This is a genomic window from Pseudomonas sp. LA5 (genome assembly GCF_028640825.1).
Classification (GTDB): Bacteria; Pseudomonadota; Gammaproteobacteria; order Pseudomonadales; family Pseudomonadaceae; genus Chryseomonas; species Chryseomonas aestiva.
In genome coordinates this window covers 15,825-36,856 of sequence record NZ_JAQYZY010000054.1, presented here as the reverse complement: position 1 = coordinate 36,856, position 21,032 = coordinate 15,825, and the positions used below count along the sequence as shown (strand labels likewise).

The 21,032-nt window shown below is 65.2% G+C and carries 15 protein-coding genes and 2 pseudogenes; 9 read left to right on the top strand and 8 right to left on the bottom strand.

All coding sequences use genetic code 11. The features are described from left to right. Positions 1-11: 11 nt before the first annotated feature. Entirely contained in the window at positions 12-1,319 is a 1,308-nt protein-coding gene (locus tag PVZ72_RS20600) for an MFS transporter (RefSeq protein ID WP_007159929.1), read from the bottom strand. Between the two features lie 743 nt (positions 1,320-2,062). After that, on the bottom strand, positions 2,063-3,688 hold the full coding sequence (locus tag PVZ72_RS20595) for a methyl-accepting chemotaxis protein (protein ID WP_187979763.1): 1,626 nt from the start codon (positions 3,686-3,688) through the stop codon (positions 2,063-2,065). A gap of 357 nt (positions 3,689-4,045) precedes the next feature. Here PVZ72_RS20595 and PVZ72_RS20590 point away from each other — a divergent pair, with 357 nt between their 5' ends. The 3 genes from PVZ72_RS20590 (at position 4,046) to PVZ72_RS20580 (ending at position 5,576) form a co-directional block, all read left to right on the top strand. Next, on the top strand, positions 4,046-4,438 hold the full coding sequence (locus PVZ72_RS20590; RefSeq protein ID WP_187979762.1) for a RidA family protein: 393 nt from the start codon (positions 4,046-4,048) through the stop codon (positions 4,436-4,438). A gap of 183 nt (positions 4,439-4,621) precedes the next feature. Continuing rightward, the gene (locus tag PVZ72_RS20585; protein ID WP_273862891.1) at positions 4,622-5,089 is read left to right on the top strand and encodes a hypothetical protein; all 468 of its coding nucleotides are present in this window, start codon (positions 4,622-4,624) and stop codon (positions 5,087-5,089) included. Between the two features lie 88 nt (positions 5,090-5,177). Then, a complete protein-coding gene (locus PVZ72_RS20580) occupies positions 5,178-5,576 on the top strand; it encodes a hypothetical protein (protein WP_187979760.1) in 399 nt (132 codons plus the stop codon). Positions 5,577-5,643: 67 nt separating this feature from the next. Here the strand turns inward: PVZ72_RS20580 and PVZ72_RS20575 are convergent, their stop codons facing one another. The 3 genes and pseudogenes from PVZ72_RS20575 to PVZ72_RS24370 form a co-directional block, all read right to left on the bottom strand. Beyond that, positions 5,644-7,635, bottom strand: a complete 1,992-nt coding sequence (locus PVZ72_RS20575; protein WP_273862890.1) for a putative bifunctional diguanylate cyclase/phosphodiesterase — start codon at positions 7,633-7,635, stop codon at positions 5,644-5,646. A gap of 185 nt (positions 7,636-7,820) precedes the next feature. Next, positions 7,821-8,684, bottom strand: coding sequence for a methyl-accepting chemotaxis protein (locus tag PVZ72_RS24375; RefSeq protein WP_410003738.1), 864 nt, complete (start codon positions 8,682-8,684; stop codon positions 7,821-7,823). Further along, positions 8,679-9,656 (bottom strand): annotated as a pseudogene (locus PVZ72_RS24370) (methyl-accepting chemotaxis protein); the annotation flags it as partial. The gene PVZ72_RS24375 and the pseudogene PVZ72_RS24370, both read right to left, overlap by 6 nt. A gap of 509 nt (positions 9,657-10,165) precedes the next feature. Between PVZ72_RS24370 and PVZ72_RS20565 the strand changes: the two are divergent. From PVZ72_RS20565 to PVZ72_RS20555, 3 genes are all read left to right on the top strand, one after another. Beyond that, positions 10,166-10,408, top strand: coding sequence for a DUF1654 domain-containing protein (locus tag PVZ72_RS20565; RefSeq protein WP_252977162.1), 243 nt, complete (start codon positions 10,166-10,168; stop codon positions 10,406-10,408). 51 nt (positions 10,409-10,459) lie between these two features. Beyond that, a complete protein-coding gene (locus PVZ72_RS20560) occupies positions 10,460-10,990 on the top strand; it encodes a GNAT family N-acetyltransferase (protein ID WP_187979757.1) in 531 nt (176 codons plus the stop codon). 216 nt (positions 10,991-11,206) lie between these two features. Next, the gene (locus PVZ72_RS20555) at positions 11,207-14,251 is read left to right on the top strand and encodes an autotransporter domain-containing protein (protein ID WP_443218259.1); all 3,045 of its coding nucleotides are present in this window, start codon (positions 11,207-11,209) and stop codon (positions 14,249-14,251) included. Positions 14,252-14,336: 85 nt separating this feature from the next. Here PVZ72_RS20555 and PVZ72_RS20550 read toward each other — a convergent pair whose 3' ends face one another. The 3 genes and pseudogenes from PVZ72_RS20550 to PVZ72_RS24360 all read right to left on the bottom strand — a co-directional run. After that, positions 14,337-15,257 (bottom strand): substrate-binding domain-containing protein, encoded by a 921-nt coding sequence (locus tag PVZ72_RS20550; protein WP_273862887.1) that lies wholly within the window; start codon positions 15,255-15,257, stop codon positions 14,337-14,339. Between the two features lie 14 nt (positions 15,258-15,271). After that, complete coding sequence (locus PVZ72_RS24365) at positions 15,272-16,027, bottom strand: methyl-accepting chemotaxis protein (protein WP_405046477.1); 756 nt, start codon at positions 16,025-16,027, stop codon at positions 15,272-15,274. A 102-nt stretch (positions 16,028-16,129) separates the two neighbouring features. Further along, a pseudogene (locus tag PVZ72_RS24360) lies at positions 16,130-16,525 on the bottom strand (HAMP domain-containing protein); the annotation flags it as partial. Positions 16,526-17,637: 1,112 nt separating this feature from the next. Here PVZ72_RS24360 and PVZ72_RS20540 point away from each other — a divergent pair. From PVZ72_RS20540 to PVZ72_RS20530, 3 genes are all read left to right on the top strand, one after another. Continuing rightward, complete coding sequence (locus tag PVZ72_RS20540; RefSeq protein ID WP_133861192.1) at positions 17,638-17,919, top strand: hypothetical protein; 282 nt, start codon at positions 17,638-17,640, stop codon at positions 17,917-17,919. 313 nt (positions 17,920-18,232) lie between these two features. Then, positions 18,233-18,496 carry a hypothetical protein gene (locus tag PVZ72_RS20535; protein WP_133861191.1) on the top strand — a complete coding sequence of 88 codons (264 nt, stop codon included), beginning with the start codon at positions 18,233-18,235 and terminating at the stop codon, positions 18,494-18,496. Between the two features lie 289 nt (positions 18,497-18,785). Then, positions 18,786-20,975 carry a TonB-dependent siderophore receptor gene (locus tag PVZ72_RS20530; RefSeq protein WP_187979754.1) on the top strand — a complete coding sequence of 730 codons (2,190 nt, stop codon included), beginning with the start codon at positions 18,786-18,788 and terminating at the stop codon, positions 20,973-20,975. Positions 20,976-21,032: the final 57 nt, after the last annotated feature.

The window sequence follows — 21,032 nt, the reverse complement described above, 5'->3', positions numbered from 1 at the left end:
GGGACGAGCGGTTATTCGTGGACGATGCGCGAGTGATCGCGGGTGTCCTTCATGAAGACGTAGACCAGCAGCGAGCAGGCGATGCAGCCGGTCACGTACCAGTAGTAGCCGCTCTCCATGCCGATGCTCTTGAACCACAGCGCCAGGTATTCGGCGGTGCCGCCGAAGATGGACACGGTCAGGGCATAGGGCAGGCCGACGCCCAGGGCGCGGATCTCGGTGGGGAACAGCTCGGCCTTCACCACGGCGTTGATCGAGGTGTAGAAGCTGACGATCACCAGCGCCACCATGATCAGGCCGAAGGCGCCCCACCAGGAGGTGACGCTACCCAGGGCGGTCAGGATCGGATAGGTGAACAGGGTGCCGAGCACGCCGAAGGCGATCAGCACCGGGCGCCGGCCGACGCGGTCGGAGAGGGCGCCGACAACGGGCTGCAGCAGCATGAACAGGAACAGCGTCGCCGCCGAGATGGAGGTGGCGTCGGTCTTGCTCATGCCCACCGAGTTGACCAGGTACTTCTGCATGTAGGTGGTGTAGGTGTAGAAGGCCAGGGTGCCACCCATGGTCAGGCCGACCACGGTGAGGAATTCCTTGGGGTGGCGCGCCAGGGTGCGCATCAGGGATTCCTTGGGCTTCTCGGCCTTCTTGAAGGAGCTGGTCTCTTCCATGCCGCGGCGCAGGTAGAGCGCGGTCACGGCGCAGGCGGCGCCGATCAGGAAGGGAATGCGCCAGCCCCAGCTCTCCAGCTGTTCGACGGTCAGGGTCTGCTGCAGCACGATCAGGGTGGCCAGGGCCAGCAGCTGGCCGGAGATCAGGGTGACGTACTGGAAGCTGGAGTAGAAGCCACGGCTTTCCTTGGTCGCCATCTCGCTCAGGTAGGTGGCGGAGGTGCCGTATTCACCGCCCACCGAGAGGCCCTGCAGCAGCCGCGCCAGCACCAGCATGATGGGGGCGGCGACGCCGATGGTGGTATAGCTGGGGGTGAGGGCGATGATCAAGGAGCCTGCGCACATCATGATCACCGAGACCATCAGCGCGGACTTGCGGCCGGCCTTGTCGGCATAGAGGCCCATCAGCCAGCCGCCGATGGGGCGCATGAGAAAGCCCACGGCAAAGATAGCGGCGACGTTGAGCAGCTGGGCGGTCTGGTCGCCCTTGGGAAAGAACGCCTTGGCGAAATACAGCGAGAAGGCGGCGTAGACGTACCAGTCGTACCATTCGACCAGATTGCCGACGGAACCGCTGAAGATGGACTTGATGCGCTGCGAGGTGGTCTTGGGCGCGGTCTGGCCGGCCGCGAGGGTAGCGGTGCTATCCACAGGGGTGTTCCTCTTGTCGTTGTTATTAGGGCGCTCGGGGCGTCGACAAGGGCTATAGCAGGGCGCGTGCCAGGTCGCGAAGCCGCGTCCTGACTGGGTTTTTACCCTCTGCATGGGCGATATTCTGCCTACTGGGTCAGGGGTATAAGCGGATTTCCGCCTATCACCATGATCAGCCTTGATAACTGAGGCGTGGTTGATTGCGCCTACTGCATCCTGGGCCGTACGCGGATGACAGGCCAGCAAGTACTCGACCATCCAGTCGAGAAGAGGCCCCCTCCGAAGAGCGGCGGATAAGATTGGCTCATCAGTTGCCTGGGTAATACCGTCTCAACCGCATCACCTCTGGGTTCAACGCATCGAGACCTGACTTCCTGGCCGTCAGCCGCACGCAAGAGCTCGGCGAATTGCCGGCATAGCCCAAGAACAGCGCCCGTACGGCCAGCTTCCGACGCGATCCGTTACGACCAATGCGCTGCCTGCCCCAACTGGCACAGCGCGATCGGCGCCTACTCTCGGGGGCACCGCTGATTCCTTAGCGACGTAGCATCGATCCCGGCCAAGGATGTATCGAGTGTGGGGGCATCCGCTCCCGCCAGAAGCCGTAGTCCGGCCCGGCCGGAAGGCCGTCGAGTATCACCCGGATCGGGTGATACTCGACCTGTCGTAGCTCAGCGGTCAGTCTGCCGGCCGGTTGCCGACAGGCCCGGGGAGGGGGGCAGCAGCTAGGGGGGCAGGGACGTCTACACGCGGAATCGACGAATCTGCCCGTTCAGCTGCACCGCCAGTTCAGACAGCTGCTGGCTGGCGACGCGGGTCTGGTGGGCGCCGGCGGCCGTCTGGACCGACAGGTCGCGGATCCGCACCAGGTTACGGTCGACCTCGCGGGCCACCTGAGCCTGTTCCTCGGCGGCACTGGCGATCACCAGATTGCGCTCGTCAATACCTGACACCGACTGGGCGATGGTTTCCAGGGCGCCGCTGGCGGCCTGCGCCTGTTCGCGGGTCTGGCGCGCCTGGTCGGCACTGGTCAGCAAGGCATTCACGGTCTGCCCGGTGCCGTGCTGGATGCTGCCGATCATCTTCTCGATTTCGCGCGTACTGTCGCCGGTCCGCTGAGCCAGCCCCCGTACCTCGTCCGCCACGACCGCGAAGCCGCGACCGGCATCGCCTGCCCGAGCGGCCTCGATGGCCGCATTGAGCGCCAGCAGGTTGGTCTGCTCGGCTACCGAGCGGATGACGTCGAGGACCTGGCTGATGTTGCGGGTCTGTTCGGCCAGCTCACGTGCGCGATCGCTGGCACTCAGCACATTGTCGGTCAGGGTCTCGATCGCAATCAGTGTGTTGCCCAGCTGCTGCTGGCCGTCACGCGCACTGGCCGCGGCCTGGCGCGAATCGGTAGAGGTGGAGGTGGCATTGCCGGCCACTTCCTCGACCGCCTGGCTCATCTCGGTCACGGCGGTGGCCGCCATTTCGATTTCGCTGTTCTGCTGCTGCAGGCCGGTAGCGCTCTCCTGCATGACGGCGGTCATTTCCTCGGCGGCGGAGGCCAGTTGGGTGGCGGACTGGCCCAGATGACCCAGGGTGTCACGCAGATTGGTCTGCATCTGCTGCATGGCCTGCAGCAGTTGGGCGGCCTCGTCGTGACCACGGGCATCCAGGGTCTGGGTCAGGTCGCCACCGGCAATGACCCTGGCCGCGGCTACCGCGTTGGCTATGGGGTAGGTCAGGCTGACCGTCATGCGCCAGGCGAGCAGGAGCGTCAGCCCCAGCGCGAGGCCGATGGACAGCCAGGTGATCGTCTTGGAGTTGCTGTAGGTGATCCCCGCGTCCTCGGCAGCGGCCTTGACGTCCTCCTGGTTCACCTTGCGCAGGGCCTCGGTGCTCTCGTTCATCCTGGCGCCCAGCTGGGCCATGCCGGCCTGCACCAGCGCCCGGCCTTCTTCCACCTTACCGGCGACTACCAGGTCGGCCAGCTGGTTGACATTGTTGAGGTAGTCCCGGTGGATCTGGCGCAGGCTCTCCAAGGCCTGGCGTTCACGATCGGAGCTGACCAATTTGTCATAGCGGCCGAAGGCCTCCGCGACCTCGCCGCTGATGCTGTCGATCTTCCTGCGGGTATTGGCGACGGTCGAAGCGTCAGGAATGGCCAGCAGGCGCAGTACCTCGATGCGGGTACGGGCCAGCTGCAAAGCGAGGTTGTCGGCCTCCACGATGCTCGGAACGCTGTTGTTTTCGATCACCAGGCTCTGGCCCCTGATCTGCGACATCTGGGTGATGCCGAAAATACCCAGGCCGGCTACCAACGCGGCGAGTAGACCGAAACACAACAGGCTGCGGGTGGCGATGTTGAACGCGCGAAGGGTCATATCCATGTACCGGTTGGGGGTGTGATGAACATAACGGCAATGGCCCCGATAACTTGAGCGGATGCCTTCAAGGACGCGGGTTTCGGCCTGTTTTTCGAAGTCGTGACCGCTTGAATTGAAGCAGACGCTCATGCGATCGATACGGACTTCCGCCATGAGTGACGGCCGTCTACTGAGCGTTGGTGCGAGCGATGTCGTCCTGGCCGAGACCGGATCAAGGCTGCCCTCGGCATCCCCGGAGGATCGGGGCGGAGCCCGCGAGGTCAGGCGTCCGGGGCAGCCCCGGAAAAGCGCGGCTAGGCCTCGGAGCGTTGCTGCTGTTAGTTTGCCTTTTCTACGACCGTGGACGCGAAGACAATGACAGACCGCCAGTTGATCATCCCCGACAGCATGAGACTGCTTGTCGAGCGTGCGGGTTATGTACCGGCCGTGAAAGTTGGCAAAACGCTCTATTGCGCAGGGCAGGTGGGCCGTACGCCGGAGCTGGAGGTTATCCAGGATCCCGAGCAGCAATTCCGGGCGGCCTGGGACAATCTTCGCACTGTCTTGGCAGCGGGTGGCTGTACGTTCGAGGACGTGGTGGAGTTGACGACTTTCCACGTCGACCTGCATAGGCATATGCCGGTCTTCAGGCGCGTGAAGGATGCGGTCTTTCCCAGAGCGATGTGCGCCTGGACCTGCATTGGCGTCGCCGAACTGGCCCGTGCCGGACTCCTCGCGGAAATCAAATGTATCGCCGTGCAGCGATAGACCTGCCGCCCCCGGCTGTTCGGCCTGATGGCGCTGCCTGTGCAGAACGCTTGCTCAGCGTCCGGGTTGCGGAAACAGCTGAAGGGCTGCAGCGCTCAGGATCGGATAGTCAGGGGAGCGGTCCTTCATTCGCCTCCGCGAATCCCGGAGGCGATCGTTCCAACCCATTCAGGAAGCACTGTGATGAATAAAGATGGCAGCGAAACCTCGGCGGGCTATCTCTTGCTGGGCTACGTCGATGCCCGCCTGTTGGCGCTGTACCAGGCCGGGGTAGTGCCCAGGCTCGAACTCGCGTGCACCCCGGCTGCGCTGACCGCTACGGGGCAGGCCGCCGAAGCGGTCCCGCTGTATATCCAGCAGGGCGCTGCACACGACTTCCTGCCCGGGTCGGGCGCGAGCGAGTCCGCTCAGCCGGTTGAAGCGGATGAACCGGGGTCTATCCCCGCGCAGGACAGCCTGGCCCGCCCTGTGGCGGAGGATGCCGAATGGCATTCCTTCAATGCACTTGAACAACAACTGGAGCTGCCGGACGAGGGCGCGGAGGACTACTCCCTGGAAGAGCGGCGCGAAGCCACCCGCCTGGCGTTGGCGGCGCTCGAAGCGGGGGAGGAGGTCAGCGTTCCGCTGCTCAGGCAGGCGTCCGAGAAATAGTGGCAATTAGCCATATATAGGGCTAAGGTTAATAGCCTTAACCTCAGACTGTGTCATCCTAAGCACCTTCTCCGCCGTTTCTTGCACTATGACCGCCTCACGAAGACCTCCTCGCGGTGCAGGCCGCACGGCCAAGCCCGATTCCCTCCGCGCTGCTCATGAGCAGATCACCCGCAACAGCGGGACCCTCGCCGATATCGCCGATCTGATCGAGATGGAAGGCAAGGCCAGGCCAGGACGTCAGCCGCCCGGGCAGCCCACCCGCGCCCGGTCCGAAGCCGCCAACCCGGCAGAGACGTCCAAGGCAAAAGTCGCGGGGGATAGCAGCGGCGGCCATTTCCTGGTGCAGCCCGTGTTCGGGATACCGCTGGTGGCGCTGCTCGTCTGCGCCCTGATCCTGGGCGCTGCGGTAGGGGTACCGCTAGGCGTGGTCACCTATGGAAGCGCGCTCTGCACGGCGGTGCTGGATAGCCTGGCGATCTTCTAGACGAACCGTAGGCAGGGCATCGCTGCCGGCCCCCGGCAGGGCGCCGGAAGTCGTTTAGCGCTACGCGTCAGGCTTCCAGCGACGCCGTGAGCTGGAATTCCTGACCGCTAGGAGCCGCCGCGGGTCTGCCCAGCAGATACCCCTGGGCGAGCCGGACGCCCAGCTGCTGCAGCTGCGCCAGTTGTTCAGGGGTTTCCACGCCTTCGCAGAGCACCTCGAGTTTCATCGCCTTGCCCAGCAGCAACAGGGAGGTCAGGACCTGGCCACGCTGTTCCTCGTCCTCGATCGCCAGGATCCGGCGATCGAGCTTGATCAGCTGGAAGGGCAGTTCGAGGATGGGGCCGAGGCCGGCAAAGCCGCTGCCGAAGTCGTCCAGGGCCATACGGATGCCCAGCAGCTGGAGCAGGGCGAAGGACTGGCGGGTCTTGGTATCTATGACCAATTCCACCCCTTCGGTGACCTCCAGGACCAGGCGGTTGGGCGCCAGGCGCGAGAGCCTGAGGGCCGCGGATACCCGCTCATGCAGGATGGGATCGGCGAATTGCAGCGGCGACAGGTTGATGGAGATGCTCAGGTGTGGAGGCCACTGACTGGCCGCGAGACAGGCCTCCTTCACCACCCACTCGCCCAGGGCGATGATGAAATTGCCCTGTTCCGCGAGCGGGATGAAAACCTCCGGCGAGACCATGCCCAGGGTCGGATGCTGCCAGCGCAGCAGCGCTTCGTAACCCGTCACCTGCCGGGGCTCGACGCGATAGATGGGTTGGTAGTGCAGCAGGAACTCGTTGCTCGCGAGTCCCTTGCGGACATCCTCCGGGGTGAGCAGCGCGGCATGGTCGAGCGGTGCGCCCAGGATGGCATCGACGCCCCCTTCGAAGACCCGGTCCCGGCCCTCGCGCTTGGCGCGATAGAGCGCGCGGTCGGCACAGTCCAGCAGGTCGTCGGCGCTGCTCAGACCGGCCAGGCCACTGCGGGCGATGCCGATGCTGACGGTGACCCGGGTCTTGTCGTCCTGACGCCCCTGGTGCGGGATCTGCAGGTCGCGAACGCGTTCCAGGATGGCCTCCGCCACGTCCAGCGCCTCGGCCGGGCCGACCCGGTCCAGGAGGACGACGAACTCCTCGCCACCATAGCGACCGATCCTGTCACCCGGGTCCAGCCCGACCGCCAGGGCCTTGGCCACGGAGCGCAGGCAGTCATCTCCGGCGAGGTGGCCGTAGTAGTCGTTGTAGCGCTTGAAGTGATCCACGTCGATCAGCAGCACGGCGCCTTGCTCTCCGGCCAGGCGGCGTTGCCAGAAGTCTTCGAGGAGCGGGCGGAGCTGACGACGATTGGCCAGCCCGGTGAGGGAGTCGGTTTCCGAAAGGATCTGCAGATCCTGATTGGCCGAATTGAGAGACGCCAGGCGGACTTCTTCGCGCAGCTTGTAGAGGTAGGAGCGGCGCCCTTCGACGTTGAGCCAGTAACTGGCCAATAGCGAAAAGAACGCCATCACGATGGCGTTGGTCATCATCAGCCCGCCGACGATTGGTGACACCGGCGCTTCATGGACGGCAAGGGCGATCACCGACAGGGCGAAGCCGTTGAACAGCAGGGCCGGCAGCAGCGGACTCTTCATGCAGGTGTTGACGAAGGCCAGCATCAGCGGCCAGGTGAAGATGAACAGTGTCTGATTCATCTCCCTGCCCGGTGGGCCGTTGATCACCATGTTGTAGACCACCACCAGGCCGACATAGAACGGCAGCGAGGCCAGGGTTTCGCGCCAACGTGTCGGCACCACCTGCAGCAGCACCACGACCAGCAGCGCGAAGGGGGTGGCGATCCCCAGCATCTGGGCGGCCGCCCAGGGCAGGGCGTCTTGCAGCAGGAGCCACCACCAGATCAGAAAGCTGTCGTAGCTCAGGGTGCCGATCAGCAGGCAGCGAGTGAGGTGCCGCGTGCGCTGCTTGTGGATATCCAGCTGAAACAGGCGCTCCAGCACCGAGACGAAGGCAAAGGGCCCGACCGGCACAGCAAGCGTCTGATCGACAAGCCGACCCAGCTCTGGTGAGGTTTTCATGCGTGACCTGGACTGACAGAAGAGATATCAATGTGCGATAAGTGACATTGATAATATCAATATGATGGCACCTAGTGACCGGCCGCTGGTGCAGGGATTCAGCCGAAATGACCGGCGGTTGAGTTGGAGAACCTGACGGTGCGAGCCCCTGCCGCAGGCTGCTGCGGCAGGGGCTCGGGCTGTTGTCAGACCTGGAAGCGGCGGGTCATTTCCTGCAGCCGGACACCGATGCGCGCCAGCTCCGTGCTCGAGGAGGCGGTCTCCTCGCTGGCGGCGGCGGTCTGCTCGGAGATGTCGCGGACGTTGGTCACGCTGCGGCTGATTTCTTCACCCGCCGTGCCCTGCTGCTCCGCGGCGCAGGCGATCTGCTCGTTCATCGACTCGATGTCCTTGACCGAGCGGGTGATGCGCTTGAGCAGCTCGCCCGCTTCGCGCGACAGGCCGACGCTGCTGTCGGTCAACTGCACGTTATGGTCGAGCACCGCCGCCATGCGGTCGGTGCTCTGGTGCAGACCGGTGATGAGCTGGGCGATCTCGTCCGTCGAGGAGCGGGTGCGCTGCGCCAGGCCGCGGACCTCGTCGGCGACCACGGCGAAGCCGCGTCCCGCCTCGCCGGCGCGGGCGGCTTCGATGGCGGCATTGAGCGCCAGCAGATTGGTCTGCTCGGAAACCGCCTTGATCACGTCGAGCACGCCACCGATGCTGTCGGCATGATCGCGCAGGGCGGCCATGGCGATCTTGGTCGACGCCATTTCGCCGGCCAGCAGTTCGATCTGGGCGACGGCCTTGTTGACGGCCTGGTCTCCCTGCTGGGCCTGCTGACTGGCCTCCAGCGCCGAGCGCGCGGCGGCCCCGGCGTTGCGCGCCACTTCGTGGGTGGTCGCCGTCATTTCCTGCATCGCGGTGGCGATCTGATCGGTCTCGACCTTCTGGGATTGCACCCCGGCACTGGTCTGCTCGGTTACCGCCGACAGCTGCTCGGCGGCACTGGCGACCTGGACGACGCCATCCTTCACTTCGCCGATGAGTCCGCGGAGGTTGGTGGTCATCTGCTGCATGCTGATCTGCAGCGCGCCCAGTTCATCCTTGCGGGTCACCTCCAGCTGACGGGTGAAGTCGCCGTTGGCGACCGTCTGTGCCAGGAGAACGGTGTCCTTCAGCGGGCGGACGATGGAGCGGGTGATCAGCCAGGCGCCCAGGAGGCCCAGAGCGATCGCGATGGTCAGCCACACCAGCAGCAGCTGGCGTGCACCGCTCACATCCGTCAGCTGGAATTCCTTCTGGATCGCGGTGAGCTTGTCGGCGACCGACAGCAGCGTGGTGATGGTGGTAGTGATACCGGCCTGACCCTGGTCCACCTGGGCCTGGGTGGTGATCAGCTGTTGCAGGCGCTGCTGGTAGCCGTCGAGTTCGCTGCCAAGCTTCTGCAACGCCTCGGTCGGCAGGGTGCTGGTAGTAGCGAGTTGTTTGACCTTTGCCTGGATACCGTCCAGGGCGCCATGGGCAGCGCCCTCGTTGTCCTTGGTGGGCGTGGTGGCATAGCTACGCAGGGCAATGCGCATCCGCTGCAGGTCGATGAAGAGGGCCGCTACCTGCTGACGGTCTTCGACTCGCCCTTCCTGGGCATTGGCCGCCGTGGCCAGGGCCAGCAGATAGGTGTTGGCCGCTTCCGCCGTGGCGGTCGCCGCCTGCTGGACGGTCGCACGCTCCCGCGTGGCCGTCACTACCTGGGTGTAGAAGTCCCGATAGCGCTTGAGTGCGGCCTGGGCTTCGCTCAGCAAGGCCTCGTTGGCCTTCGAGTTGAAGTTGGGGATGATGCTCTGCAACTGGGCTTCGAGCTTGTCGAGCGCGGCCAGCCATTTGGCCGCCTGGGCCTCGTCGGCCTTGACGATGTAGACGAGTCGCTCGATGCGCATATCGCGCGCCAGGGTGCTGAATCCGGAGATGTCGCCGATTCTTTCGCTCCGATCGCGCAGGGCGTCGGTAGCCTGCCATCCGGTGTAGGCCACCAGCAGGATCATGCCGATGAGCAGGGAGAAGCCGAGTGCCAGCTTGGCCCGGACGCTGATGTTGCTGAGGAAATTCCAGCCATTGTGCTGCATGTGGACTACCTGGAGAGGAGGGCCGGGTGGAAGCACCTCAGCCGGATTAACGGTGATTTGTTATCGCGATAGCTTTAAGCCCTTGGACGGGCTCTGAATACCTGACGTCATGGAGGTGCCGTCAGTCGCTGCTCGCGGGGGGCGCGGCGCGCATTAAGAGCACCCTGAGCATTGTGGATGGGTCTGACCCTAGCCAAGAAAAAGTGATCCATGTCACACCTTTTCCAGAGATGGCTGGTGGCTATTCCTGGATGGACGGCGTGTCGCCATCATGGGGAACCCGGGTTTCCTCGCGGGCCGACACTGGGCAAAAAGGGTCCTCCGGCGTAGACCTCCAGGGGCTGCCGGCGGATCAGGGAGCCGGGCGACTTGCCAATCGCCTCGGTCGAGAACTACTGTATAAAAGAACAGTTATGGAGCCCGCGCCCATGGCCCAGAGCCAGCCATCCCAGCTGACCTCCTATGATCGCCTGACGATGCGGGTGTCGCGGCTGGTGAACAACGCGCGCGGGGTCATCGACAAGCACGTGCATGTGGAGCGCCTGGAAGCGAGCAGCGAGGACTGGGAATTGTTGCTTGAAGCCTTTGGCGAGACCGAAGGCCTGATCGTGGCCCATCGCGATGACGGCAGCATCGACCTGTTCTGGAAGGTCAGCTACGACGATTTCTGAGCGGTCATGACAGAGCGCCGGCTTCGCAAGCGGCTTGGCGCTGGAAGGAGGTTGACCATGAATATCCAGCGGCTGGGGCCTGCCTGGGCCCCCGTCTACCGGCAACTGATGCTGGACGCCTATGCCCGACATCCGGAAGCCTTCACCTCCAGCCCCGAGGAGCGGGCGGCACTGCCGCTCGACTGGTGGGAGCGTCGGCTGCAAGAGGATGACCAGGCACAAGAGTGCGTTTGGGGCGCAATCCGGGGCGCGGAGCTGCTGGGCGTTGTCGGTCTTGGCCGCGAGACGCGGGAAAAGGTCCGGCACAAGGCGACCCTGTTCGGGCTGTACGTCCCTGATCGTTACCGGCGTCTGGGAATCGCCAAGGGCCTGCTGGACGAACTCCTGACCCATGCGCAGGGGTTGCCCGGGCTCAGGGTCGTTCAGCTCACGGTGACCGAGGGTAATGATGCCGCGCTGGCGCTGTACCGGCAGGCGGGCTTTAACCTCTTCGGCAGCGAGCCGCTGGCGATCGCCGTGGGGGATGGCTTGCTTACCAAGCTGCACCTCTGGTGTGATCTGGACAGGTTGCGCCGCGGCTAGCGCGTCCCTGCCATCCACCACACCGCGATCCTTTCCCGGCCGGGCGCCGGATCGCGGTCCCGAGGGTCATGGGATGTCGTGAAACTGCCTCCAAATCGCCGCCACACCGTCACATCACCGCTCTAGGCTCGCCGCCCCAAGACAGCTTGTAACAAGTTGTATCCACAGGGCCAAGGAGAAGAGCTGGTGAAACGTTCAGGTAATAAACCCGCGGTGTTGACGGTCGCGTTCGCGGCCTCGCTGTTGGCGCTTTCGGTGCAGGCGGCCAGCCGTTCGGGCAACAACGCCATCAATGGCGTCGACCTGCTGTCAGGCTACAACAGGCTCTGGACCCCCGGCGCCACCTGGAACACCGGCACGCCCACCGCCTTCGGGGCGCCCATCCTGCAGCGCAATATCCAATACGTGGTCGACCTCGCGAAAGCCCGCACCCAGGCCCAGGAGATAGCGGCCTACTACGACGACCGCCGTGACCAGAGCTACAGCCTGATCAGCGGCCTGGGTTCCCTGGCCAATGGCTACCTGGCCGGCTCCGGCGCCTTCACCACCATCCCGGTGTTCGACGCCTCCACCCAGACCACCAAGTACAACGACAACGGCAACGGTGCCGGCGACGCCAACGCGCAACTGGGCAAGGTGGTGCAACTGGTCCAGGCGATCCGCAACGATGCCTCCACCACTCCGGCGAAGAACGCCTACCAGTATCCGCGGCCCTGGCGGCAAGCCAGCGTGGACATCGTGCCGCTGTCGTTGCGCCCGGCGCTCAGCACCACGCCGCAGAGCGACGGCGGCTTTCCCAGCGGCCATACCAACGCGGCCTACCTGGCAGCCATGGGCTTCGGCTACGCCGTACCCCAGCGCCTGGGTGAAGAACTCTTCCGCGCCTCGGAGCTGGGCAACAACCGCATCGTCGCCGGGATGCACTCGCCGCTGGACGTGATCGGTGGCCGCATCACCGCCACCTATTTCGCCATCGACAACCTGAGCAACAACGTCCAGCTGCGCAGCGATGCCTTCGCCCAGGCCCAGGCCTACTTCGCCCAGCAGTGCGGCGGCGACATCAACACCTGCGTGGACGGCATCGATCCGGCCACGGACCAGCAGTCCCAGCACGCCCAGGACAAGGCGCTGTACACCGCCCGCATGACCTACGGCTTCGCTCCCGTCGGTCCGACCAACCTGGCGCCGGTGGTGCCGATCAACGCCGAGGTGCTGCTGGAGACGCGCTTTCCCTATCTCACCGCCAGTCAGCGCCGCGACATCCTGGCCAGCACCGAGCTGTCTTCCGGCTATGTGGTCATCGACGAATCCAACGGCTACGGTCGCCTCAACCTGATGGCCGCGGCCGACGGCTACGCGGCCTTCACCGGCAATGTCAGCGTCAACATGGAGGCCAGCCAGGGTGGCTTCAACGCCCGCGACGCCTGGCGCAACAACATCGCTGGCAGCGGCAGCCTGACCAAGAACGGCAGCGGCGAACTCACCCTCAGCGGCGTCAACACCTACAGCGGCGGGACGGTGATCAATGGCGGCACCCTGCGTGGCCATGCCCAGGCCTTCGGCAGCGGCGACATCACCGACAATGCCACCCTGGTGCTGGATCAGTCGGTCAACAGCAGCCTGGTCAACAACCTGCACGGCAGCGGCAGCCTGGTGAAGACCGGGGGCGGCTCCCTGAGCCTGACCGGCAACAGCGACTTTTCCGGTACCACCCGCGTCAACCGGGGTCGCCTGGCCATCAACGGCAACCTCGGTAATTCGGCGGTCACCGTCAACACGGGCGCCATCCTTGGCGGCACCGGCAGTCTCGCCAGCCTGCGCGTGGCCGAGGGCGGCATCCTCGCGCCCGGCAACTCGGTGGGGCAACTCAACGTCAACGGCAACGCCGTCCTCGACCAGGGCTCGATCTATCAGGTCGAGACCGATACCAGCGGCCGCGCCGATCGCCTGGTGGCCAGTGGCAGCATCACCGTCGACGGCGCCACCCTGGCGCTGGTTTCCAGCCCCTCCTGGCAGCCGCTGGGCAGCTATCAGCTGCTGAGCGCGGGCAATGGCCTGAGCGGCCGCTTCGGCCAGATCCAGTCCGACTTCGCCTTCCTCACCCCGACCCTGAGCTATGGCGCCAACCAGGCGACCCTGAGCCTGGCGCGCAATGGCGTGGCCTTCGCCGAGCTGGCCGAGGGCCGCAACGCCCGCGCCGCCGCAATGGGCCTGGATAACGCCGGTGCCGGCAATGCCTTGTGGAATCAGGTGGCCGCGACCAACGCCGCCGGCGCCCGGAGCACCTTCCAGAGCCTGGGCAACGAGCTGCACGCCTCGACCAAGACCGTACTGGTGGAAAACAGCCGGCTGGTACGCAATGCCATGAGCGATCGCCTGAGCGACGCCCAGGACGAGCTGCCGTCCGGCTCCGGCATCCAGGGGTTGGCCGGCAGTCGCGAGCGCGGTCTGGTCTGGACCCAGGCCCTTGGCGCCTGGGGTCGCAACGACGGCAGTCACGACGCCAGCAGCCTGGACAGCCACAGCCGTGGCCTGCTGATCGGCAGCGACGTACCCCTGGACAGCGGTTGGCGCGTCGGCGGGTTGGTGGGCTTCGGTCACACCGATCTCGACCTGCGCGGCGAGTCCGGTTCGGCGGACAGCACCGACTACCACCTGGGCCTCTATGCTGGCCAGCAGTGGGACGCCCTCAGCCTCAAGCTGGGCCTGGCCCACAGTTGGCACTCGGTGGAAGCGCGGCGCAACCTGGCGATCCTCGGTAACGACCAGCGCCTGGCGCCGGACTACGATGCCGGTACCAGCCAGGCGTTCGGCGAACTGGCCTATCGGATCGAGCAGGGCGGCCTGAGTCTGGAGCCCTTCGCCAATCTGGCCCGGGTGCATCTGCAGACCGATGCCTTTCGCGAGCGCAGCGGTGCGCTGGAGCTGGACAGTCGGCGGCAAACCACCGATGCGACCTTCAGCACCCTGGGCCTGCGCCTGGCGGCCAAGCCACTCGGTGGGCTGAAGGTGGTGCCGAGCGCAACCCTGGGCTGGCGCCATGCCTTTGGCGACACCACCCCCGAGCACGAGTCGGCCTTTGCCGGTGGCCCGGACTTCAAGCTGGTGGGGGCACCCATTGCGCGGGACGCGGCGGTGGTGCGTGGCGCCCTGGACCTGGCGCTGAGCGAGACGGTGTCGCTCGGATTGGGCTATGAGGGTCAGCTGAGCAGCCATACCAAGGACCAGGACCTCAACGCCCGGCTCAGCTGGCGCTTCTGAGGAAAGGCGCCTGACTGTCCGAAAGGGCAGGGCGCCTGGCCCGCGCAGGAGGCTGCCGGAAACGGACAGCCTCCTGCCGTGAGGGCTAGAAGGACGCCAGATTGTCCGGCGTGATCAGCTGGAAGGGGACCCGGGTGAGATTGCTGCTGGTGGAGCCGTTGGCCAGCCGCAGGGCCATGTCCACCGCGCCCTGGCCCTGGCCCTTGGCGTCCTGCAGCACGCTGACCGCCAGCTTGCCCTCGCGCATCTCCTGCAGCCCGTCGGGGGTGCCGTCGATGCCGCCCACCAGGTATTTCGAAAGCGGCTTGCCGGCCTTTTCCAGACCGCGGATCGCGCCGATGGCCATCTCGTCGTTGTTGGCGGCGACGATATCGAAGGCCACGCCCTTGTCGACCCACTGCAGAACGCGTTCGGTCGCCTCACTGCGCTGCCAGTTGGCCGAGGCCTTCACCACCACCTGCATGTCGGGGTACTTGGCGACGACCTTCTCGACGCTTTCGGTGCGCAGCTTGGTCGCCGGATGGGCCGGTTCGCCCATCAGGATGGCCACCTTGCCCTTGTAGCCGGCACGGCGAGCCAGCTCCTCCATCTGCATCGTCGCGGCCTCCACCTCGTCCGAGCCGACGAAGCCGGCATAGGCGGGCAGGGGAGAGACGCTGGGACGATAGTTGATGAACACCAGCGGCACCTTGCTGCTCATCGCCAGCGACAGCATCTCCTGGGTATGGCTGTCGTCGATGAGATTGACGATGACCGCATCGACATGGGCCGCGATCAGGTTGCGGTACTGGCGCAACTGCAGGGCGCTGTCACTGTTGGCGTTTTCCAGGAAGACGTCGGCGTCCAGGGTATGGGCGCGTTCCTCGACATTGTTGATCAGCAGGGTGCGGAAGTTGTCGCGCTTGGAGGTCAGGACGCCGATCAGCGGGGCGCTGGCGTGGGCCAGGTTGGCGCAGGTGGCGGCCAGCACGAGACCGGCGAGAAGGCGAAGCTTTGGCTTGAACATGAGTCGGTCCCCGGTCAGACACTGAAACGTTGCAGCAGCTCGCGCTGCCGGCTGGCCATGCGCGAGAGGTCCTCGCTGCTCTGCGCGGCGCTGTCGGCACCTTCTGCAGCCCTGAGCGCGGCGTCGTTGATCTGCACCATCATGCGGCTGGTTTCCTGCACGGTGGCGCTCTGCTCTTCGGTGGCGGCGGCGATCTGGGTATTCATCTCGCGGATGGTGCCGACCGCCTGGCTCATGCTCTGCAGGGCTTCCCGGGCGGAGGAGGCCAGTTGCACGCACTCCCCGGACTGGGCGCGGCTCACCCCCATGATTTCCACCACCGAATGGATCTTCTGCTGCATCTGTTCGATCTGTTGCTGGATCTCGCTGGTGGAGGCCTGGGTTCGACTGGCGAGGGAACGTACCTCGTCGGCGACCACGGCGAAGCCGCGCCCCTGCTCACCGGCGCGAGCGGCTTCGATGGCGGCGTTGAGGGCGAGCAGATTGGTCTGCTCGGCGATATTGCGGATGGCGTCGACGATGCCGTCGATGCTCTGGCCATAGCCCTGCAATTCATCGGTGGCCTGGGCGGCGACCTGGATCTGCCGTGCCTGGCGCTGGATGCTGTCGATGGTCTCGGCGACGGTGGTGCCGGTCGCCGTGCTCAGTTCGAAGGTGTGGTCGACCGCATCCTTGGTGTCGATGGCGCGCTGAGCCACCTCGGCCACGGTGCTTTCCATCTGGGTCATCGCCGAGGCGGCGGAGCCGAGCCGCTCGGTCTGCTCCTCCACGGCGCGGGTGGTACTGGCACTGATGTCGGCATTGGCCAGGGCGGTATGCCGGAGGTCGTCGGCCGACTGGGTGAGGGTCTGCACCGTGGTCTGCAGCGAACGGATCAACTCGTTGAGATAGCCGCCCAGTTCGCTGAATTCGTCCTTGCGGCGCACATCGAACTGGACCCGCAGATCGCCGGCCGTGACCTGGCGCAGCGAGTCGCGGAACGCCTGCAGCGGTCGCCGCAGACCGCGGGCGACCCACAGGCCGATGATCACGGCGGCGCAGATCGCCAGCAGGGCAACGATGGCCAGGACCTGGCGGCTGGTGGCCACGCTGGCATCGGTATCGCCCTTGGCTTGTTGCGCCACGGCGACGGCACCGGCGCTGAGGGTGCGCAGCGCATCCAGGGTCGCCTGCAGGACGGTGCCGGTGCGCTGGCGCTGGGCGTCGAACTGGGCCTCGGCCGCGGCCTGTCGCTCATAGGCCTGGCGCAGGCCGTCAGGCGCGGTCATCTCGTGCAGCAGACGGGTGACCATCACCCCCACGATGCGCGCGCTGCGCTCGTCGATGGCGGCCAGGGCGCGCAGCCGATCGGTGATGACATCCTGCTGCTGGTTGAGCGTCACCGCCAGACCTGGCAGATCCAGGCGGGCCGCCTGAGCGGCGAAGGCGGCATAGGTCTTGTCCGTCTCGATCAGCAGCATCTGGGCGGCGCGAACTGCCGCGCTGGCACCTTCCGCCTTCTGTTGCGCACTGTAGGCCTGCAGGTAGCTGGACAGTCGATTGGCCTCCGGCGTGGCATAGCCCTGCAGGGTCCGGGTGGCACGGCGCACCTCGACCAGCTGGCGATAGCTGTCGATGAGGATTTTTGCCTGGTCGCCATAGGCGTTGCCCAGCTTCTGCTCCTGAGCGAGCGCCTGGATCAGCGGGTCGTGGCCGCGCAACAGCGCCGGCAAACGCTGGTGCAGCTGCAGGTAGTCGGCGAACTGCTGCTGGAATTGCTGCTCGTGCGTGGCGATCGGCGCGGAATCGGTCTCGGCCAGCAGGCTGAGCAGGGTCTGGTTGGCGCCCAGCAGCTGCACGTTGATTTCGCCGACGGCCTGGCCGAGCGGCGCGGATTGCTCGGTGATGACCGCCAGCCGCTCATGGATGGACTGGGTACTGGTGAAGCTTACGGCGACGATACCCAGCAGCAGCAGCACCAGAAGAGCGATGCCGCCGACTACCCGTTGAAGAAGCGTCATGGTTGTTCCCTGCTTTGTTATCGGTGTAGAGGCAGGAGGCCATTGGCGGCAGGTGTCATCGTGCGTCTCGATGCCTGTCCATGGCCAACATCCCCGCAGCCTAGTCTTATCGCCTGACCTTTCCGCAGGGTCTGCAGACGTGCGGCCTGCGCCGGGCGATCAGCTGTCGTCGACACCCGCCAGCGCTCGTGCCAGAGCCTGGCGTGCCGTTTCGCGTGCTGGACGGGCAGCTGCATCCCCTGACGGCCAGGCACGGGTCGGGGGCTCGAATAGCGCCACCGTGCGACGGACACCTCAGGTTGCGATCCTGAAGTGCTCGGCCAGAAACCAATCCGGGCTTCGCCAGGTCCCTGAAAGGTCTCTTTTCTCAGGATTACCCGATGTCCAAAGCTCTGCTGTGCTCCCTCGTACTGGCTACCGCCGCAACCCTGACGGCGTGCGACAAGACCTCCGAAGACCACGCCCAGGACGCTCAGACCCATAGCCAGAAGGCCCAGGAGAAGGCGGCCGAAGGCAAGGTCGAGCGCGCCTCCAAGGAGCAGGCCAAGGCGCAGGAAGACCGGGCCCAGGCCAATGAAGCCGCGGCCACCGAAGGGCGCAACACGCCTCCCGATTCCGCCGTGCCCGGCTATATCAAGACGCCCGGCAAGGAAAATCCCTGAGTCTCGACCCCGGTCGGCGGTCGGTTCAGGACCGGCCGTCGAGGGGGCGAAGCGAGAGGCAAGGCCTGCTGCAAGAGGGTTTGGCGCCTTCTTTGCTGTCCGGCGAAATCGGGGCGTGACGCTCTCGCTGGCGGAACATCCGGAGAGCAGGAGGACGAGGGCCAGGGCAAGGCTCTGATCGGCGGCGCGGTGAACGGGCCTCGGCGTGCCGACGACAGCCATCGTCGAGGCGAGCAACGGCTGTTTACATCCGGGCCAGGACGATTAGAGTAGGGGCCACTTCGCCATCATTCGTCCAGCCTCCGGAGCCGCCATGAGCCTTTCGCGACCGATCCACTGGTATCGTGCCCGCAGCACGCTCGAAATCGTCGCCCTGGGCCTGGGCGTCATCGCGCTGGTGATCGCTGTCGATCAGGGCCTGCGCAACTCGCCCTCGGAACACCTCGCCGACTATCACGCCTGCAAGGGTGACGGTGGCCTGGCGCGAATGAACGCCATCGGCGAAATCGTCTGCCGGCTGCCCAGTCCGGTGATCGGCCAGGTGGCAGCCAAGACCCCGGCGGTCTCCGGCCTCTAAACCACCGTCAGGCTTCGCACTGCGCGGCCCGTTCAGGATCAGCCCGATCCTGTGACCGGACCTTTTCGGCCCGGTGATGCCTCTTTCCTGCATTCCTTCCTGATGCCGTCCTGACCTCTGGACGTGGATCACGGCTGCCTGGCATTCGCGATGCGAACAGCTATTGCTTACCGTAACATTTGATAATGAGAGTTTTTATCATTTAAAGTGCTGGCCCTCGCGGGATCCCGCGAAGAGCAGCCTTCAAGTGCACGGCGTCGGCTGCAACGCCACGGTCACAAGGATCACCATGAACACCCAAGGAACCCTCTGCCAGCCCGTCCGCCTTCGCCGCGGGGCTCTCCGTCAGCTGCTCCTGATCGGCGCGCTGATTCCCTTTCCGCTGACGGCCCTGGCCGCCACGGTGGCCGAGCAGAACGCCACGGAACTGGACACCCTGACCATCGAAGGCAACCGCCTCTACGACATGGCGCCCTCGGAACAGACCGGCGGCTATACCGTGGATTCGGCGACCGTGGGCACCAAGACGCCGGCTGCCCTGCGTGACATTCCCCAGTCGATCACCTCTTACACCAGCGACTACATCAAGGACCGCAACTTCAACACCCTGGACGAGCTGGCCAAGTCCACCGCCGGCCTGCGGGTGCTGACCAACGACAGCGGGCGTTCCTCCATCTATTCGCGTGGTTACGAGTACGACGAATACAACATCGACGGCCTGCCGGCGCCCATGACCAGCATCTTCGGCACCGTGCCCATCCTTTCGCCCTTCGACCGGGTCGAGATCATGCGCGGGCCCTCGGGGCTGTTCAACAGCACCAGCGAGCTGGGCGGCATCGTCAACATGGTGCGCAAGCGCGGCACCGAGGACTTCCAGGGCCATATCACCGGGCGCTACGGCTCCTGGGACACCAACTACCAGGAGATCGACCTGGCCGGTCCGCTCACCGAAAGCAAGAATGTCCGCGGTCGCTTCGTCGCCTCTCGCGCCGACACCAATGGCGAGGTGGACTACAACGCCAACACCGACCAGAGCTACTACGGCGACCTGGACATCGACCTGTCCGACGCCACCCAGATCTCCTTCGGCCTGATCCATCAGGTCAAGAACCTCACCCCGCACAACGGCTATCCCACCGACGCCCAGGGCAATCTGCTGGACTTCAGCCAATCGCGCTTCCTGGGAGCGGACTGGAACTACTTCGACGGCAAGACCACCGACGGCATCTTCGAGCTGACCCACAGGTTCGATAACGGCGGCTATGGGCGCATCGCCGCGCGGGCGTCGCACCGGGAGGCGGATTACCTCTATGCCTTCACCGGCGGGGCGGTGCAGGCCAACGGCAATACCAGCATTCGTGCCAGCACCCGGGACTTCGAGCAGGACGCCTATTCCCTCGACGCCAGCTACAGCCAGCCATTCGAGGCGCTGGGTCAGGTCAGCGAATTCGTCGTGGGTACCGACTACAAGCACTACGACACCGATTACCAGAACGGCAACAGCGTCCTGGGTACGGTCAATGTGAACAGCTATTCGCCGACCCGCTTCGCCAAGCCGGCGCGCGCCTACCAGACCGACTTCAGCAGCGAGGATCGCGAATTCGGCCTCTATTCCAAGGTCACCTTCCGCCCCATCGAACGCCTGGCGCTGATCGGTGGCGCCCGTGTTTCCTGGTACAGGGGCGATGCCTACACCACCACCCTGGCCAGCGGTGCCGAGGCGGGGGAGAGCCAGAAGCACAGCGGTTTCGTCACCCCCTATCTGGGTACCGTCTACGACCTGGACGACTACCATTCCCTCTATGCCAGTTATTCCAAGGTGTACAAGCCGCAGAGCGAGCTGGATGCCCAGGGCAAGGCCATCGATCCTCGCGAGGGCGACCAGTACGAAGTCGGCATCAAGGGCAGCTACTTCAATGGCGACATGAATGCGCGCCTGTCGATCTTCCAGCTGACCGACGAGAATCGCGCGTCCACGCCTTTCGATGCCAATGGTCTTGCGATCACCACCTATTCCGAAGCGTCCGGCAAGACGCGGGTGAAGGGGGCCGAGATCGAGGTCAGCGGCAAGCTCACCGAGCAGTGGGAAATGCTCGCCGGCTACACCTACATGGATACCCAGAACCTCAGCGGTGATGGCAACACCCTGTTCGAAGCCATGCCCAAGCACATGGCCTCGCTGTGGACCAAATACACCCTGGCGGGTGGTCCGCTGACCGGGCTGAGCATCGGTGGCGGGGTGACCGCCATGAGCGATTTCTCCCAGACCAACCAGACCTCCGGGGTCACCGTGTCCGCCCCCGGCTATGCCACGGTGGATGCCAAGTTCTCCTATCCGGTCACCAAGCAGCTCACCGCGACCCTGGACGTGAACAACCTCCTCGACAAGGAATACTGGTCGCGCGTAGGTTCGGTTTCCACCTTCAACTTCCAGGGCCCCTCGCGCAGCGTGATGGTCGGGGCGCGTTACGACTTCTGAGGTTCAGGCCGACCCGGGTCGGACTCAGGTCGGCCAAGGCGCTGCATGCCGTGACGA

Bases quoted from the DNA above. Each gene is read 5' to 3' on its own strand.
- PVZ72_RS20535 (WP_133861191.1), top strand. From the start codon at position 18,233: ATGAGCCTTTCGCGACCGATCCACTGGTATCGTGCCCGCAGCACGCTC.
- PVZ72_RS20540 (WP_133861192.1), top strand. From the start codon at position 17,638: ATGTCCAAAGCTCTGCTGTGCTCCCTCGTACTGGCTACCGCCGCAACC.
- PVZ72_RS20575 (WP_273862890.1), bottom strand. From the start codon at position 7,635: ATGAAAACCTCACCAGAGCTGGGTCGGCTTGTCGATCAGACGCTTGCT.
- PVZ72_RS20530 (WP_187979754.1), top strand. From the start codon at position 18,786: ATGAACACCCAAGGAACCCTCTGCCAGCCCGTCCGCCTTCGCCGCGGG.
- PVZ72_RS24375 (WP_410003738.1), bottom strand. From the start codon at position 8,684: ATGACCACCAACCTCCGCGGACTCATCGGCGAAGTGAAGGATGGCGTC.
- PVZ72_RS20595 (WP_187979763.1), bottom strand. From the start codon at position 3,688: ATGACCCTTCGCGCGTTCAACATCGCCACCCGCAGCCTGTTGTGTTTC.
- PVZ72_RS20585 (WP_273862891.1), top strand. From the start codon at position 4,622: ATGAATAAAGATGGCAGCGAAACCTCGGCGGGCTATCTCTTGCTGGGC.
- PVZ72_RS20565 (WP_252977162.1), top strand. From the start codon at position 10,166: ATGGCCCAGAGCCAGCCATCCCAGCTGACCTCCTATGATCGCCTGACG.
- PVZ72_RS20580 (WP_187979760.1), top strand. From the start codon at position 5,178: ATGACCGCCTCACGAAGACCTCCTCGCGGTGCAGGCCGCACGGCCAAG.
- PVZ72_RS20550 (WP_273862887.1), bottom strand. From the start codon at position 15,257: ATGTTCAAGCCAAAGCTTCGCCTTCTCGCCGGTCTCGTGCTGGCCGCC.
- PVZ72_RS20590 (WP_187979762.1), top strand. From the start codon at position 4,046: ATGACAGACCGCCAGTTGATCATCCCCGACAGCATGAGACTGCTTGTC.